General features: G+C 73.4%; 12 protein-coding genes. 7 read left to right on the top strand and 5 right to left on the bottom strand.

Going from position 1 to position 15,728, the window contains the following annotated elements:
- Positions 1 to 161 precede the first annotated feature (161 nt).
- Positions 162 to 893 (bottom strand): class I SAM-dependent methyltransferase, encoded by a 732-nt coding sequence (locus ABZ635_RS19050; protein WP_357766709.1) that lies wholly within the window; start codon positions 891 to 893, stop codon positions 162 to 164.
- 193 nt (positions 894 to 1,086) lie between these two features.
- On the opposite strand from ABZ635_RS19050, the gene ABZ635_RS19045 reads away from it, so the two are divergent.
- On the top strand, positions 1,087 to 1,707 hold the full coding sequence (locus tag ABZ635_RS19045) for a histidine phosphatase family protein (RefSeq protein WP_357766706.1): 621 nt from the start codon (positions 1,087 to 1,089) through the stop codon (positions 1,705 to 1,707).
- Between the two features lie 344 nt (positions 1,708 to 2,051).
- Positions 2,052 to 2,468: a YchJ family metal-binding protein gene (locus ABZ635_RS19040; RefSeq protein WP_357766704.1), complete on the top strand. Its 417-nt coding sequence runs from the start codon at positions 2,052 to 2,054 to the stop codon at positions 2,466 to 2,468.
- Between the two features lie 28 nt (positions 2,469 to 2,496).
- On the opposite strand, the gene ABZ635_RS19035 is transcribed toward ABZ635_RS19040, so the two are convergent.
- Complete coding sequence (locus tag ABZ635_RS19035; protein ID WP_357766701.1) at positions 2,497 to 3,828, bottom strand: hypothetical protein; 1,332 nt, start codon at positions 3,826 to 3,828, stop codon at positions 2,497 to 2,499.
- Positions 3,829 to 4,085: 257 nt separating this feature from the next.
- Between ABZ635_RS19035 and ABZ635_RS19030 the strand changes: the two genes are divergently transcribed.
- Together ABZ635_RS19030 and ABZ635_RS19025 are read left to right on the top strand one after the other, a co-directional pair.
- Entirely contained in the window at positions 4,086 to 6,029 is a 1,944-nt protein-coding gene (locus ABZ635_RS19030) for a hypothetical protein (RefSeq protein ID WP_357766698.1), read from the top strand.
- A gap of 414 nt (positions 6,030 to 6,443) precedes the next feature.
- Positions 6,444 to 7,928 carry a sodium:glutamate symporter gene (locus tag ABZ635_RS19025; RefSeq protein ID WP_357766695.1) on the top strand — a complete coding sequence of 495 codons (1,485 nt, stop codon included), beginning with the start codon at positions 6,444 to 6,446 and terminating at the stop codon, positions 7,926 to 7,928.
- A gap of 48 nt (positions 7,929 to 7,976) precedes the next feature.
- Here ABZ635_RS19025 and ABZ635_RS19020 read toward each other — a convergent pair whose 3' ends face one another.
- From ABZ635_RS19020 to ABZ635_RS19010, 3 genes are all read right to left on the bottom strand, one after another.
- The gene (locus ABZ635_RS19020) at positions 7,977 to 9,368 is read right to left on the bottom strand and encodes a hypothetical protein (RefSeq protein WP_357766692.1); all 1,392 of its coding nucleotides are present in this window, start codon (positions 9,366 to 9,368) and stop codon (positions 7,977 to 7,979) included.
- A gap of 227 nt (positions 9,369 to 9,595) precedes the next feature.
- Positions 9,596 to 10,333, bottom strand: a complete 738-nt coding sequence (locus ABZ635_RS19015; protein ID WP_357766690.1) for an SDR family oxidoreductase — start codon at positions 10,331 to 10,333, stop codon at positions 9,596 to 9,598.
- 120 nt (positions 10,334 to 10,453) lie between these two features.
- Positions 10,454 to 12,034, bottom strand: coding sequence for a hypothetical protein (locus ABZ635_RS19010; RefSeq protein ID WP_357766687.1), 1,581 nt, complete (start codon positions 12,032 to 12,034; stop codon positions 10,454 to 10,456).
- Positions 12,035 to 12,252: 218 nt separating this feature from the next.
- Between ABZ635_RS19010 and ABZ635_RS19005 the strand changes: the two genes are divergently transcribed.
- The 3 genes from ABZ635_RS19005 (at position 12,253) to ABZ635_RS18995 (ending at position 15,706) form a co-directional block, all read left to right on the top strand.
- Positions 12,253 to 12,738: a GNAT family N-acetyltransferase gene (locus ABZ635_RS19005; RefSeq protein ID WP_357766684.1), complete on the top strand. Its 486-nt coding sequence runs from the start codon at positions 12,253 to 12,255 to the stop codon at positions 12,736 to 12,738.
- Between the two features lie 475 nt (positions 12,739 to 13,213).
- The gene (locus ABZ635_RS19000; protein WP_357766681.1) at positions 13,214 to 14,383 is read left to right on the top strand and encodes an FxsB family cyclophane-forming radical SAM/SPASM peptide maturase; all 1,170 of its coding nucleotides are present in this window, start codon (positions 13,214 to 13,216) and stop codon (positions 14,381 to 14,383) included.
- Entirely contained in the window at positions 14,384 to 15,706 is a 1,323-nt protein-coding gene (locus tag ABZ635_RS18995) for an HEXXH motif domain-containing protein (RefSeq protein WP_357766679.1), read from the top strand.
- The last annotated feature ends 22 nt before the right edge of the window (positions 15,707 to 15,728 follow it).

Genomic DNA, 15,728 nt, shown 5'->3' with positions numbered 1-15,728 from the left:
GACCGCCGTGGTCTGGCACAACGACCGCACCGGCCAGCCGGTCCTACGCTCATTGACCGCTTACGATCACTGACCCCTTGGAATCACTCATCTAGCGCGCCGCCCTCCACGAGGAGGCCCCGGTCGCCGTACGACGGGCGACCGGGGCCTCCTCGTGCCCCCTATACCGGCCTGCGCAGCCGGGTGACGCAGTCACGGTACTTGTCCACCGTGAACCGGCCGTCCGGACCCCACGAGGAACCCTGCCCGGTGACCTCCAACCCCGCCTCACCCGCCCAGCGGGCGAAGGCCTCGGGCGAGACGTCGGAGCGGTTGCCGTCGTCGCGCCACCGGCGCTGACTCAGCCACCGCTGGACGATCTTGCCGGGACGACCGGCCCTGCGGAGCACCGGCGCCAGCCGCAGCGTCCAGTCGGGCTTGCCCGCGTGGTGGATCACCGCAGTAGCCCCAGGGGCCATCACACGGGCGATCTCCGACAGGTATCCGACGACCACGTCCGGGTCCAGGTGGACGAAGACGTCGAAGGACCAGACGAAGGACACCGACGCGTCGGGGACGGGGTCCATCGAGGAGCCGGGTGTGTGGTGGACGCGGAGCCCGGGGTGGCCGTCGAACCGTTCGCGACAGCGGTCCAGACAGCTCTCGTTCACGTCGACGATCCACACCTGGTCCGCGTGCTCCAACAGGTGTTCGGTCCAACGGCCGTGCCCGGGGCCGATCTCCAGGCTGGTGCCCCGCGTCGCGCCCGGTACGAGCAGTTCCCCGACCAACGCGGCCTTCCACTCCTCGTAGGGCTGGCCGCAGTAGGCGGCCATGTGCGCCCATTCGTCGCCGCTCCGTTCCCAGGAGTGCGTTCCGCCCCAGGTCCGGCGATTCCAGTCAACGGTGGGCATTTCTTTTCCTCCCGGGGTGTCCCGCGTTCGTGCCGGTGCGTCGAGCCGAATCCTATCGGCGTCCGAGAAGGGTGCCCCTTTCGCAGTGATGGATCGTTTTCGGTCGCTGTCGCGGCTTTTCTTCCGACGATGGCCACGGAGGTTTTCCCCACGAGGGGGAATCCGCTGACCGGGGGTCGGGAAGGAGGCCGGAATGGGAGAACTGGTACTGGTACGGCACGGTCAGACCGAGTGGAGCAGGGCGGGGCGGCACACCGGGCGCACCGACCTCCCCCTGACGGAGGAGGGCGAGCGCCAGGCGCGGGCGGTACGCCCGATGCTGGCGGGCCGCCGGTTCGCCCTCGTGCTCAGCAGCCCCCTGGGTCGGGCCGCGCGCACCGCCGAACTGGCCGGGCTCAGCGGTGCCGCGACCCATCCCGACCTGGTGGAGTGGGACTACGGGGCCTACGAGGGGATCACCACCGCCCAGGTCCGCCGCGAACGGCCGGACTGGAACCTGTGGACCGACGGGGTGCCGGCCGGCGGCGAGGGGTTCCCGGGAGAGGGCCCGGAGCAGGTCGGCGTGCGAGCGGACCGGGTGTTGGACGCCGTCGCTCCCGCCCTCGAACACGGCGACGTCGTGCTGGTGGCCCACGGCCACCTCCTGCGGGTGCTCACCGCGAGGAGGTTGCGGCTTCCGCCCGCCGCAGGGGCCCTGTTCCGACTCGACACCGGGGCGATCAGCACTCTCGGAACGGAACACGGGCGCCCCGTCCTGACCTCATGGAACCGTTTCCGGGAGCAGTCCTCCTCCGTATCGGAAAAGGGAGGGTAGGAGGGGAAGAGGTGATATCGGGTTTTATGCACCCGGGTGTTCTGGGTACGGCTCCCATGGATGGACACGCAAACGAGCACAGGAAAAGTACTCCCGATCCCACGTCCGCGACCGGCACCCGATGACGGTCCTCCTCCCCGCTCGCTCCCGCCCCACGACCCGCGCCACCCCCACCGCCCCGGAGCCTAGGCTCACCGGGCCGCCCGTGCCGGAACCTCTCCCGGCACGGCCAGCCCCACCTCACCGGACGACACCCCGCCTCCCGCCCCGGCCTCTCTCCGAAGCTCCGCGACGGGCGGCGGCTCCCGGCCGCGCGGGAACCGGAGTACCGCCACAATGGAGGCATGTCGAAGCGCAAGCCACACCCGCCGTCGCCCCCGCCCGCCGACCGGCCCTGCCCCTGCGGGCACGGGACCTACGGCCGGTGCTGCGGACGACTGCACGCGGGGCTGGCGACGGCGGCCACCGCCGAGGAACTGATGCGCTCCCGGTACAGCGCCTTCGCCGTGGGCGACGCGGCCTACCTGCTCCGCTCCTGGCACCCCGACACCCGGCCGGACGACGTCGAACTGGACCCGGAAACGGAGTGGGTGCGACTGGACGTCGTCGGCACCAGTGAGGGCACCCCCTTCCACAAGGAGGGGACGGTCGAGTTCCGTGCCCTCTACCGGGAGCACGGTCGCGACCACGAGCTGCGCGAGCACAGCCGGTTCCGCCGTCACGAGGGCGCCTGGGTCTATCTCGACGCCCTCGGTGACTGACGTCCGCCCCGGGGCGGACGCCCGGCGGTCAGCGCCGCTCGCGCAGGCGCCGGGCCAACTCGCGCGCCCGGGCGGCGGTGCCCGGGTCGGGATGGTGCCGGGCCAGGGCGTCCAGGACGGGCAGGGTGTCCGGGTGCGCGGCCAGGCGGACCGGGTCCGGGGCCTCCAGCACGCTCCGCTGGACGTCGGGGGTCCCCCGCGCCGTCAGGAACTCCGTGAGGTCCTCGTTGTCGGGGGTCATCGCCGCGGCGATCATGTCGATCACCACCCACGGGCCGTGCTCGCCCAGCACCCGGTCGATACCGCGCTGGGTGAGCATCCCCGAGGAGAGCAGTACCACCGCCGCCATGCTGGCCACGGCCGGGCGCGGTGAGTGCAGCAGGGACCGCAGCTCGGGTTCGAGCTCGGAACTGGTGGTGTTGAGGATCTGCGTGCCCACCCATCGTCGCAGGGCCAGACCGGGACCGGAGACCACCTCGCTGATCTGCCGAAGCGCCTCGGCGGGCCCGCGCCGGTCCAGCCAGGGGCCGGCCTCGGTGAGCCGCTCCTCGAACGGAAGGACGGACAGCGCGTCCAGGAAGCGCGCGGCCCCGGCCTCGGCGAGCGTGTCCACGAGAGGGGCGTGGATGCCGACCTCCAGTAGGAGCCGGCGGACCCCGTAGCGGCCCAGCGCGGTGAGTTCCACGGTGCAGTGACCGTGCCCGCCCGGACCCTGTGCGGCGGAGGGGCGGTGGTCCAGGGCCACCGCCCCGGTGTCGGAGAGCTGCCACAGAACGTGCAGGAGCCGTTCGGCCGCCCGGGCCGGCCGTGCCGGGGAGAGCAGGGCCTCGCGCGCCAGGGTGTCCAGGTCGGGGCGGGAGCCGTCCGGGGCCTCGTAGAGGTGGCGCAGAACCCCGGGGAGCAGGTCCGGGCCGGTGGTGCCGGGCACGGGCGGTTCCGTCCGATCGAGGTCGCCGCGGGCGTGCTCGATGGTGTGCTCGAACTCCCGGAACCACCAGTCCAGGACCTGCTCGGGATCGCGCGCCCGGCGTTCGAGCTCAGGAGCCGGGCGGGCGTGGGCGTCGTCGATCTCCACCAGGCCTAGGCGCAGCGCGGCGGACCAGGGGACCACGAAGTGGGCGACCTCGGCCACCGAGTGGAGTCCGCCCAGCCAGGTGGCCCGTTCCGTGATGAGGCAGGGCAGATCGGGCGGCCAGAGCGCGAACCGGGTGATGGCGGTCCGGGCGTCGTCGATGCCGGGCACCCCGTGCGGTGTGACGGGGATGGCCGGGGCGCTCCAGCGGGCCAGGCTGAGGGCGTCGCACAGCAGGGGGGAGTCCAGCGCCATGCGGGCGAGGGCGTCGGAGGGGAGCAGTGACACGGGCCTTGCGGCGAGGGGTGGGTGCTCCGGGTTCGACGGGTCATGAGAGGGCATGTCCGCTCCCGGTTTCCTTTCGGGGGTCGTCTGCGGACCTTCGGTCGGGGGAGTGTTCCGCAGGTCCTCGTGACCCCTCTTGTACCGTCCGGGCGCGGTGCGGCGGGGCCGTTTCGCGCAGATCGGTACGAACCCGGGAGGTGGTCGTCCACAGACCGGACGCGGGGGAGGCGGTGCGGCCGTGTGATGCCTAGGCTGGTGGGATGGACCGTCGCGCAGCGCTGGAGTCGCATGTCCGATCTCTGTCCGCCGAACGGATCGCCGACCTCCTCGCCACCCTCTCCGAGGGCGTGGTCCGTTACGCTCGCGCCACCCCGCAGACCCTCCTGTACCTGCTGCCGATCCTGGCCTACCGGCCCGGCGCCTTCGAACGGCTGACCCTCGCCCACCACCAGGTCCTCTACGCGGCCGTGGGCGCGGCGGAGGACAGGCAGCGCCTCCGTGCCACGAGGGCCGGTGCGGGCGAGCCCCGGCCCCGACTGCCGGCGCCGGTGGACCACGAGACGCTGCTGGCACGCCTGGACGCGGACCGTCCGGGCCTCGCGCGGGTGCGCGCCGAGGAGACCGTCGCCGACCTCGTCGGCCTGGCACTGCTCTGGCCGGACGGTCGTGGCGGCTACCACCTGCCCGACGACGCGTTCGAGCAGTTCGGCCTGCCCCGGGTTCCGCCCCCGGCCGCCGTGGGACTGGGAGAACTCGACCTGGCCGGGGTGCGCCGGATCGCCCTCACCCTCGGTCTGGACCCGACGGGCGGGCGCGGGGCCCTCACCGAGGCGATCGTGCGCGTGCTGGGCACGACCGGGCGCGTCCGGGACCTGTGCCGCACGGCCGACGGCGACGTGGCGCACCTACTGCTCGACCACGCCTTCCTCGGCAGGGAGGCCCCCGCGTTCCTCACCCGGGTCGGCGGGGAGCCGATCCGGTTCCCGGCGAACGGCACCGGGGACCCCGACCTCGACTGGATGTTCGAGCGCGGACTCCTGCTGCCCGCGGAGTCTCCCGGAACGGGGTTCGTCATGCCGAGGGAGGTGGCGCTGGCGGTCCGCTCCACCCACCCCTGGCCGTTCGACCCCGGGCCGCAGGCGGTGGTGGGGGTCCCGGTGGAACACGTGATGCCCGGCGGCGGCGCGGACGTGGTCGAGGGGGCACGGCGTGCCCTGACCGCGCTGGCCCGGGCCGACGTCCGACTGCTGGACGCGGTCGCCGAGCAGCCGCCCGCCCTGCGCGGTGACGGCCTGCTGGCCCCACGTGAGCGGCGGCGCCTCTCCCGGGTGGTGGAGGGCGACGAGGACCTGGCCCGGGTCTGGTTGGAGGCCGGTGCGGTCCTCGGCCTCCTCGGCGCCCGCCGGGGTCGCGTCGTGCTCTCCGAACAGGCCGGGGCCTGGCGGCGTCTGGGCGCCGAGCGCCGTCTGGCCGCGCTGGCGGAGGCCTGGGCGGGTATGGAGGACGCCTCCCTGTGGTGGCCGAGTCCGGAGACGGCGGACGCCCCCCGGGACAGGTCGGGGCGCGCACGGACCAGGTGGGCGGTGGCCTGCGCGCTCAACGACCTGCCCTGGGGCACCAGCACCGGGGTGGTGGGACGGCGGTCGTTGGAGGAGCGGGCCAAGGGCCGGGAACCGCACACGGGCACGCGCTGGCTGGTCGCGGCCGTCACGTGGTACCAGCCTTCGGTGGAGTCCGAGCCCGACACGGTGGGGCGTGTCGTGCGGGCGTCGCGGGAGGCGGAGTTGCTGGGCGCGGTCTTCGGCGGCGCGACCACCGAGGTGGGACGCGCGCTGTCACGGCGCTGCCGGGGCCGGTGGCAGGTCTGGCCGCACGGAAGCGCGGACACGGTGGCGGCGGTCCGCCGCGCCCTCGGCCCGCGTCGGTCCGAGCATCATGCGGAGCCGGGGACCGGGCCAGAGCACGCGGCGGAGGGTGCCCCGCCCCGGGGCACGGGTGCCCCCGTGGCGGGGACCGAGGGGGCCGGAGGGTGCGCGCGGCGGTCCGCCGAGGCGCGGGGGCGCACGGGCTCGGACGGTGCCGGACCGGACCGGGGCGCGGGTCCCGAGCGGGACGACGGTCACGGTGTGACCGGACCGGCGGAGTTGCGCCACCGGAGGTTGCGCGACGTGGCCAGGGACGTCTTCGGAGCCGATCGGACCTGACGGCGCGGCACGGACCGGACATGATCATCCTCACCGGAACCACCGTCCAGCACGGTGTGTGAGGCCACGGGTATCGGGTGGCGCCCGGTCGCGCCCGAACGGGTCGACGGACCGTGAACGCGCCAGTGGCGGCCGATCCGTGGATCTGGGGTCCCCTCCACTGACCAGGGGGTCCGCGGGCGAGGCGACCGTTATCCGAGCTCCATGTCTGCCTGCGTGATCGAGGGGTGTCTCAGAGCAGTCGTGACTGTGTGTAGGATTTCCCCCGGGTTCGCGTTATCTGACCCTTTCCTGCGCGTTCCACCCACTCCAGCGACACCACCTGTGCGTCCGCATGCCCTGATCGCGCTTCGTCGCGTTCGTTGGCGTGGCCTGACCCCCTGCACGGCCACGGGAGCGTCATGAAAGGCAGGCATGTCCCCTAACACCGTAGGACTGGCACTTCTCCTCCTGGGGGTGCTGCTCCTGGTCTCCAAACTCGTCCGGGTCCGCTGGAAGCTGACCCAGAGGCTGTACCTGCCGAGCTCGATCATCGGCGGAGGCATCGCGCTGCTGCTCGGCCCCGACCTCTTCGGTCGGGCCATGGGAGCACTGGCCGACCGCGGTATCGCGGTGCGGTTCGCCGAACGCGCCGCCGAGGGCGGGCTCTTCGGCGTCGACATCATGTCCGTTTGGTCCTCACTCCCCGGGCTCCTCATCTCGGTGGTCTTCGCCAGCCTCTTCCTGGGCAAACGCATGCCGAAGATGCGCGAGGCGGTCGACCTGGCCGGACCCAACCTCTCCTTCGGCATCACCGTGGCCAGCGGCCAGTACGTGATCGGTCTGCTGCTGGCCCTGCTGGTTCTGGCGCCCTTCTTCGGGGTCCCGCTGATCTCCGGCGCCCTGATCGAGATCGGCTTCCTGGGCGGGCACGGCACCGCCGCGGGCCTGGGCGACACCTTCGAGCAGGTGGGCTGGGCCGAGGGCCAGGACCTGGCGCTGGGCATGGCCACGGTCGGCCTGCTCTCCGGGGTGGTCATCGGGATCATCCTGATCAACTGGGGTGTGCGGCGCGGCAAGACCAGCGTCATCAGCTCCGGCAACAGGGGCACCGACCGCGAGCAGGCCGGTCTGGTCGAGCGGGACAACCGCACCGCCGGCTCGATGATGACGGTGCACCCCTCCTCCATGGACCCGTTGACCCTGCACTTCGGCCTGGTCGGCCTCGCGGTGCTCATCGGCCAGCTCATCCTGTCCGCCCTCCAGTGGGTGGAGCAGCTGGTGTGGGCCGACAGCATCGAGATCATGGCCTACGTGCCGCTGTTCCCGCTGGCGATGATCGGCGGCATCATCGTGCAGCTGTTCATCGACCGGTTCGACAAGAACGAGATCGTCGACGAGCAGTCGATCGAGCGCATCCAGGGGTTGTCCCTGGACGTGCTGGTCATCGCCGCCATGGCGACGCTGTCCCTCCAGGCCATCGCCGACAACTTCGCCACCTTCGCGATCCTGTCGGTGTCGGGCATCCTCTGGTGCCTGTTCGCCTTCCTCTTCCTCGCGCCGAAGATCATGCCGAACTACTGGTTCGAGCGCGGTATCGGCGAGTTCGGCCAGTCCCTGGGCGTCACCGCCACCGGCATGGTGCTCATGCGCGTGGTCGACCCCGAGGTCAAGACCCCCGCCTACCCGGCCTTCGGGTACAAGCAGCTGGTGTTCGAGCCGTTCTTCGGCGGTGGCCTGGTCACCGCCGCCGCCATCCCGCTCATCGTCAGCCCGCTGGTCGGCCCCTGGGGCTTCCTCGCCATCATGGCCGCGACGATGGTCGTCTCACTCTTCTTCGGTCTGGTCGTCCTCCGGCGCCGGCGCCTGAAGGAGCAGCAGCGCGCGGCCGAGCGGAGTGAGGAACTCACGGCGGCCTAGCGGCCGCTTTCCGGGGCGCTCCCTCGGGGCGCCCCGGAACACCGGCACTCAGGACCGGGGCGCGGACGGTGCGTGGGCCGCGGCGGCTCGCGCCCTGGCCGCGATCGACGGGTCCGGGTGGTGTTGGCCCAGGAGCCGCAGGACCGAGCGCGTGTCCGGGTGTTCGCGCCGCCACAGCCGGGCGACGTCGCCGAGCAGGAAGCGGTCGATGCCCTCGGCCGCCTCGGAGACCAGGAACGACTTCAGTCCGGTTTCTCCCAGGCAGGTGGCGGCCGCGAACATGTCGATGGCGGTCCAGTGGCCGTACTCGGCGGTCAGCCGGGCCCGCTCGCGGTCCGTGAGCATCCGCGAGGCCAGCAGGACCACCGACGCCAGACTGGCCACGGTGGGGTCGTCGCTCCGGAGCAGGCCGTGCAACTGGGGTTCCACCCGTGAACTGATGGTGCCCAGGGCCAGGGTGGCGTTCCATCGGCGCAGGGCCCGGCCCGGACCCGCGCAGACGGAGACGATCTCGCGCAGCGCCTGTTCCGGGGCGCGCGCGTCCAGCCACGCGGTCAGGGCGACGAGCTGGCCGTCCGGGGAGAACTCGGCCAGGGCGTCCAGGAACTCGTCGGCGTCCAGGCGGACGAACTCCTCGGTCAGGGGTGCGTGCTGTTCCTGCGCCAGGAGGATCTGCCGGATACCGAATCGCCCCAGGTCGGTCAGGCGTACCCAGGCAGGGGCCGCCCGGTGGGCGTGCGCCCCGGAACCCTCGGAACGAGGGGTGTGCCAGCCCAGGGAGACCGCCCCGGTGTCCGCGAGCTGCCACAGGGCGCGCGTCAGCAGGACGGTGCTCCAGGCGGGGCAGCGGGTGGGGAGGTAATGGGCCTCGCGGGCGGGCAGGATCTCCTGGGTGACCAGTCTCAGCGGCACCCGCGCACCGTTGGGCGACTCGTACAGGCGGGCCAGCGCGGTGTGGGGTTCGAGCCCGGCCGTGCCGCGCAGGGACCTCTCGACGCACGCGTGGAAGGCGAGGGTCCACCACCGCAGGACGCGGCCGGGCGAGGTGAGCCAGCGCTCCAGGTCCGGGGCGGGCCGGGCCTGACCGGTCTCGCACTCGACCATGCCCAGGTGCTGGGCGTTGCGCCAGGCGATCACGAAGTCCTCCGCCTGGGGCACCGAGGTGATCGCGTCGGTCCAGGCCCCGCGCCGCGCGGGGTCGTGGCTGACCGCGCGCGGCCACAGCCCGAAGGCCGCGACGGCCGCGCGGACGTCGGAGGGGTCCGGCAGGCCGTCCACGTCGACGGGGGTGACCGGACCGCACCAGCGGGCGAGGTCGACGGTGGCGCGCATGAGGCGGCTGGAGCGGGCTCTGTGGGCGAGTTCCTCGATGGGGAGGAGGGACACCGGACGGGCCGCGAAGCGGCGGTGGGACGGCGCCTCCGGATGGTGGGATGACATCTGTGCCCCTGACTTCTCCTCGCTCCGAGTTTCTCTCACTTTTACAGCGGCAACGGGGGCGGCGGAGCGTTTTCGAGGACATCGTGGGCGTGCTGCCGTCGAAAGTGGGTTGCGGATGGGGGAGAAGCCGGGAATCTCGGCGGAAAAACCCCTCTTCGGCTTCCGTTAACGATCTGTCCGGGATTCGTCACCCTGGAATCCTGGATCGTACAGGGTGGATTCGCAGATCAACGCAGGTGGGAGGCCCCGTTGACGTCCAGGACCGTCCCGGAGGACCAGACCGCCTCGGGTGAGGCCAGGTAACACACGGCCGCGGCGACCTCCTCCGGTGAGGCCACCCGTCCGAACGGGCTCTGACCGCGCACCTCGTCCGTGAGGCGGGTGGACACCCGCTCGGTCTCCACGAACCCGGGGGCCACCGAGGCCACCGCGATGCCGTGCGGGGCCAGGGCCACCGCCAGGGACTGGCCGAGCGCGTGGAGCGCGGCCTTGCTGGCGCCGTAGGCCGGGTGGTCCGGCTCGCCCTTGAACGCGCCGCGCGAGCCGACGTTGACGATGTGCCCGCCCCGCCCCCGACCGATCATGTGCCGCGCGACCAGGTAGGACAGGTCGGCCGCGGCGAACACGTTGACGTCCATGGTCGTGCGCCAGGCCAGCCGCCACTCGTCGAGCGAGGTCTCGGAGACCGGGTGCGCGACGTTGACCGCCGCGTTGTTGACCAGCACGTCCACTCCACCCAGACGCGAGACCACCTCGTCCACCAGCACTGACACGGACTCCGGTGCGGCCAGGTCGGCACCGACCAGCACGTGCCCCTCGCCCGGCAGCGCCGCCACCGTGGCCTCGGCCTCCTCACGCCGCGATCCGTAGTGCACGGCGACCCGGTCTCCCCGCGCGGCGAAGGCGGTGGCCACCGCCCGACCGATGCCCCGGGCGGCACCCGTGACCAGCACGTCGCGACTCATGGTGTGACCTTTCGACGGAGTGACGGCGCCCCGAGGCTACCGGTGGCCGGACTCGGCGGGGGAGGCGGGCTCCCCGCCTCCCCCGAACCACGCGGCGGCGATCGCCTCCCGCGTGTCGGGTCAGGTGCCCGCCGCCACCGGCCCGAGACGGACCCGGCGGGCGGCCCGCGCGGCGTCCGACCCCAGGGCACCGCGGGCGATGGCGGTCAGCACGCCGTCGGCCGCCGGATGCCCCGAACGCCACATCAGCCCCGTCACCGCCTCGGGGTCCCGCCAGAGCGGAGCGTCGGCGGGCAGCGGCGCCCCCAGCTCCACCCGCAGGGCGTAGGTGTCGAGCAGGACCACCACCAGCTGTTCCAGCCGGACCCGGCCCGGTTCGGCGCGGGCGTGCGCGATCCACCCGCCGAGCACCGGGTGGTCCCGCCACACCTCGAACTCCCGCTCGCACCCCTCCCCGAGGCCGTCGAGGAGCCGGAAGACCTCCAGACGCTGGCGCCACGAACCGAGCTCCGCGCACACTTCCAGCAGTTCGCGGACGCCGGTGGCGCCGCGTCCGGCCAACCATGCGCGGCCCAGGACCCCGGCGTCCACGGGACGGCCCTCCCAGAGCTGGAACAGCAGCTCCCGCGCGGTCATCGCCCCGGTGGGCGGGTACCCGGGAAGGCGCACGCCCCAGCGCCGCCACCGGTGGACCATGGCGTGGTCGCCCAGGGGGGTGATGCGCAGCCCCGCGCCGGCGACCTCCTCGGCCGCGCCCAGCCGGACCAGGTCCGCCACCACGGCCGTCACCCGTTCCTCGGCGGAGCGGAGCGGCCGCGCCCCGGCCGGGGGCGCTGCCCGGGGCGCCGGGACCGCCGGGGGCGCGGCGGGCCACGGGGCCAGGACCTCCACCAGGTCGGACACGGACCACACGCCCCCGGAGGTGAACAGCTCCCCGAGAATCCGGGACCCGAGCGTGCCGTGCCGCTCCGTCATCGCGGGCAGCGCGCGGACCCAGGCCCGGACGACGCGGGTGTCGTCGTCCCAGTCCAGCAGCGCCGGACCCGGGCGCACCTCGGTGTAGGTCGCGCGCAGGAACCCGGCGCGCAGGGCCACCTCCAGCAGCCGTTCCACCTCCTCCCGGGCCAGCCCCAGGTGCGTCGCGGCCTCGTCCGCGGCGGGTTCGGGCAGGGCCTCGGCCGCCCCCTCCGCCAGCGGCAGTCCGTCACCCGCCCACTCGGCCAGGCGCAGGGCCCGCTCCAGGTCAGCGCAGTCCCGCGCCCTCGGGGCGCAGGGCGCGGCGGGCAGGAGGTGGACGCGCGGAAGGTCATCCGGCTCCCAGGGCGGCCCCCACCACGGGCCGTCGTCCCCGACGGTGGGCCAGGGCGCCCGCCCGACGGGTAGGGGATCGATGGCGGCCACCGCGGCCCGCAGGGCACGGGGGCTCTCCCCGGGGCCCAGAAGACCGCGGTCCACCAGGTGGTCGAACCAGGCGAGCCAGGTGTCGCGCCACCCCTCGGGCAGGGCTCCCCCTGCGGACAGGGTGAGGACGACCCGGGTGACGTCGTCGCGGTCCCAGTCCCCCGGGTCGGAACGGAGCTGGCCGTGGACGGTGAGCAGACGGGTGAGCGAGGCCGGGTCGACGAGGTGCTCCCGGCCGGTCGAGCGGGCCCAGCCGAGGCAGGAGCGGACGGCGTCGGCGACGGCAACGGAAACGGTCATGGCGTCCTCGCTTGGTCTCCCGGGGGCGGGGCGGCGGCGCCGTCGGCACCACCGGGGGTGACGCGGTCGCCCCTCCATCATCGGTCAGGTCGCGATCGCGTGCCGGGGGCCTGTGGACAACCCAGTCTCGCGCGCTGGGAGGAGGAGGGGGTGAACGTCCGTGGGGTACCGGGCGACACCCGGTGGAAGGCCAGCGCGACCCCTGGTTGAATACGCCCATGCTGATCCGCACCGCGCCGCGCTCCGAACGACGGACCGTCGCGGAACTCCGCGTCCGGGCCTACGAGCACCAGGGCCTGTTGTCCGCCAGCCCCTCCTACGCGCACACCCTGCGGGAGCTGGGCTGGGAGAGCGGTGACCTGGTCCTGGTGGCCGAGGAACGGGGCCGCGTGGTCGGCACGGTCGTCTACGTCCCCTGGGGGCCGCGCTGCGAGGTCGCCCGGGGGCCGGACGAGGCCGAGGTCCGCGCGCTCGCGGTGGACCCCGCGGCCCGGCGCGGCGGTGTCGGCGCCGCCCTGGTGCGCGCCGTGGTGGACCGTGCGCGCACGGAGGGGGTGAGCCGTCTGGTGCTGTGCACCCGGACCGTGATGACCGGTGCCCAGTACCTCTACGAGGCCCAGGGGTTCGTCCGTGTGCCCGAACGCGACTGGGTCCCGGTCCCCGGTGTCGACCTGCTCGCCTACGAACTCGTACTCAAGGTCTGACGCCCCGGGACCGCGTCGCGTGAAAGGCCCCGAAAGGACGGCGGACCAGTGGGCCGGTTCTGGGTCTCGGGCGCCGCCGACGTGGTGAAAGGGCCCGGAGAAAACGGGGACGCCGTCATTTCCGTTGGCCTCGTTCGGCTTCGAGGTGCTCCTTCGAGGCGGAGCCAATCACCGTTTCGCTGGCCGGAATCGGTCATTTCGTCGGATGCTGTGATGTTTGGTGTTCGTGTGTCGGGAACAATCGCCGGAGGCGGTCAAAGGGGCCCGTGCGCGGGCGATCGGGCGCCGGTCGGAGGTGCGGACCGGGCCGTGACGGGAAGGGCCGTCCGGGCCTGAGGTTTGTGGATACCTATGGGGAGTACATAGAACGACAAAGGCGATAATCCACCGGATTTCGCCCTTTCCGTCATCCCAGGAGGTCGCCCGCGTGGCACGGAGCACCGAACCCGTAAGACGCCCTGAATGGCCCGATGACATGGATGTCGAAGAGCTCCTGGGGCAGGGCTGGCGCCCCACACCCTTTCGCGAGTTCATTCTCAAGATCCACAGCCGCTGCAATCTCGCCTGCGACTACTGCTACATGTACGAGATGGCCGACCAGGGCTGGCGCTCCCAGCCCCGCCGCATGGCCAGGCCCACCGTCGACCGGGTCGCCGAGCGCGTCGCCGAGCACGCGCGCGCCCACGGCCGTGAGCGGGTGGACGTCGTCCTGCACGGCGGCGAACCACTGCTGGTCGGCCTCGACCACCTGCGGTACACCGTCCAGGCCCTGCGCAAGACCTGCGAGCCCGACGTCCACGTGGCGATCAGGATGCAGACCAACGGTGTCCTGATCGACTCCCACTTCCTCGACCTGTTCGAGGAACTCGGCATCCGTGTGGGGGTCAGCATCGACGGCGCCGAGGCCGACCACGACCGCCACCGCACACGTGCCAACGGGCGCGGCACCCACGCCGAGGTGCGCGCCGGTATCGAACGGCTCAACGCCCGGGACGGACGCCTCCTCGCCGGGCTCCTCACCACGGTCGACCTGGAGTCGGACCCGGTGGCCACCTTCGAGCACCTCCTGGAATACGACCCCCCGGGCGTCGACTTCCTCTTGCCGCACGGCAACTGGGACGAGCCGCCCCCCGGCTGGTCGGCGGGTGAGCCGCGCTACGGCGCCTGGCTGGTGTCCGTGTTCGACCGCTGGTACCACTCGGACGAGCGCGAGACCAACGTCCGCATGTTCAACGAGATCATCCGGCTCGTGCTCGGCAGCCCCTCGCGCACGGAGAGCGTCGGGCTGTCCCCGGCCGCCCTCGTGGTCGTGGAGACCGACGGCAGTGTGGAACAGGTCGACAGCCTCAAGTCGGCGTTCGAGGGCGCCGCGAGCACACCGCTGCACACCTTCACCCACACCTTCGACGACGCCCTGTACCTGCCCGCGGTGGCCGCCCGCCAGATCGGGGCCCGCGCGCTCGGGGCCACCTGCGCCGCCTGCCCGCTGGCCAGGATCTGCGGCGGGGGCCTCTACCCGCACCGCTACCGGAGGGGCACGGGGTTCCGCAACCCCTCGGTGTACTGCGCCGACCTCTTCCACCTGATCACCCACATCCACCAGACCGTGGCCGCGGACGTGGCCCGGATCAGGAAGGGGCCCTGAATGGCCGATCCGGTCCCGGAGCCGGTGTTCGATGCCCTGGCCCGCGGCGGCGGAGGGGACGCGGCCGCGGCCCACCTGCGCGCCGCCCAGTTCGGCAAGCACCTCCTGCTGCTGCGCCGGGTCGTGGACGCCGCCCGGGGCGCGGGCCATCCCGACGCCGACCGCGCGCGAGACGCCTACGACCTCCTCGCACGGGTCCAGGAACTCGCGCCCGCACGGGTCAGACCGGTGTTGCGCCACCCAGGCGTGGGGGTGTGGGCCCGGCGGACCGCCCTGTCACTGGCCGGGCACCGGCCCGAACCTCCCCGGGTGAGCGGACTGGTCGCGGTCGCGGCCGCCGCCGCCCTGCGCGGTGGTGCCGAGGCGCGCCTGGAGGTACCGGCGGACGGCCCCACCGCTCCACTGCCCTCGCTGGGGCGAGCGCTTGTGGGAACCGGGGCCGGGCCTTCGGGCGGGGGGAGGGTCCTGTTCGAGACCGCCGGAGGACGGGCCGTGTTGCGCGCCGGGCGCGGCCCCGAGATCCTCGTCCCCGAGGACCCCCACGAAGACGCTCCCGGCTGGCACGCCCTGCGGCGGCTGGCCGTCGAGCACCGGGGGCGGCGCCTCAGCCTCCTCCTGGACGACCAGGACCCCGACCGCATGCCCGGCGCCGACCTCGTGGCCCGGCGGCTCGGCCCGGCCGAGCTCGCCCACTGGCGCGCCACCCTCGCCGACGCCTGGCGGCTCCTGGTGGACCACCACTGGACGGTGGCGGCCGAGACGGTCGGGACCGTGGTCACCCTGACCCCCATCACCTCGCCGGGAGGGCGCGCCCACACCAGCGCCACCGCCCGGCACGCCTTCGGGAACCTGGGGTTGTCCACCCCTCCCGGGGCGACGCTGCTGGCCCTCACCTTCGCCCACGAGGTGCAGCACGCCAAGCTCACCGCCCTCCTCGACCTGGTGGAGCTGACCCTGCCCGAGGACGGCAGCCGCTTCTACGCCCCCTGGCGCCCCGACCCCCGCCCCGCGTCCGGGCTGTTCCAGGGGGTCTACGCCCACCTGGGCGTGGCCGGGTTCTGGCGCAGGCACCGGTACACCGTGCACGGGGAGGCGGCCGCCCGGGCCCACGCCGACTTCGCGCACTGGCGGCGGTCCACCGCGGACGCCGCGGCGGCCCTGGCCGACTCGGGTCGGCTCACACCCGAGGGCAAGCGGTTCCTGGCCCTCACCGACCGCACCCTGCGCTCGTGGCTGACCGAGCCGGTCCCGGCCCAGGCGGAGACGGCCGCGGGAGCCGCGGCCCGCGCCCACCGTGCCCGCTGGCTCGAGCTCCACGGCTGACCGTGCCCTGGACGCCCCCGGG

This window comes from Nocardiopsis sp. NPDC007018 (genome assembly GCF_040635075.1).
Lineage (GTDB): Bacteria > Actinomycetota > Actinomycetes > Streptosporangiales > Streptosporangiaceae > Nocardiopsis.
The sequence above is the reverse complement of the archived record's forward strand: the minus strand, read 5'-3'. Positions and strand labels throughout refer to the sequence as shown.

Coding starts and splice junctions, on each gene's coding strand:
- ABZ635_RS19050 (WP_357766709.1), bottom strand. CDS start 893: ATGCCCACCGTTGACTGGAATCGCCGGACCTGGGGCGGAACGCACTCC.
- ABZ635_RS19045 (WP_357766706.1), top strand. CDS start 1,087: ATGGGAGAACTGGTACTGGTACGGCACGGTCAGACCGAGTGGAGCAGG.
- ABZ635_RS19040 (WP_357766704.1), top strand. CDS start 2,052: ATGTCGAAGCGCAAGCCACACCCGCCGTCGCCCCCGCCCGCCGACCGG.
- ABZ635_RS19030 (WP_357766698.1), top strand. CDS start 4,086: ATGGACCGTCGCGCAGCGCTGGAGTCGCATGTCCGATCTCTGTCCGCC.
- ABZ635_RS19025 (WP_357766695.1), top strand. CDS start 6,444: ATGTCCCCTAACACCGTAGGACTGGCACTTCTCCTCCTGGGGGTGCTG.
- ABZ635_RS19020 (WP_357766692.1), bottom strand. CDS start 9,368: ATGTCATCCCACCATCCGGAGGCGCCGTCCCACCGCCGCTTCGCGGCC.
- ABZ635_RS19015 (WP_357766690.1), bottom strand. CDS start 10,333: ATGAGTCGCGACGTGCTGGTCACGGGTGCCGCCCGGGGCATCGGTCGG.
- ABZ635_RS19010 (WP_357766687.1), bottom strand. CDS start 12,034: ATGACCGTTTCCGTTGCCGTCGCCGACGCCGTCCGCTCCTGCCTCGGC.
- ABZ635_RS19005 (WP_357766684.1), top strand. CDS start 12,253: ATGCTGATCCGCACCGCGCCGCGCTCCGAACGACGGACCGTCGCGGAA.
- ABZ635_RS19000 (WP_357766681.1), top strand. CDS start 13,214: ATGGATGTCGAAGAGCTCCTGGGGCAGGGCTGGCGCCCCACACCCTTT.
- ABZ635_RS18995 (WP_357766679.1), top strand. CDS start 14,384: ATGGCCGATCCGGTCCCGGAGCCGGTGTTCGATGCCCTGGCCCGCGGC.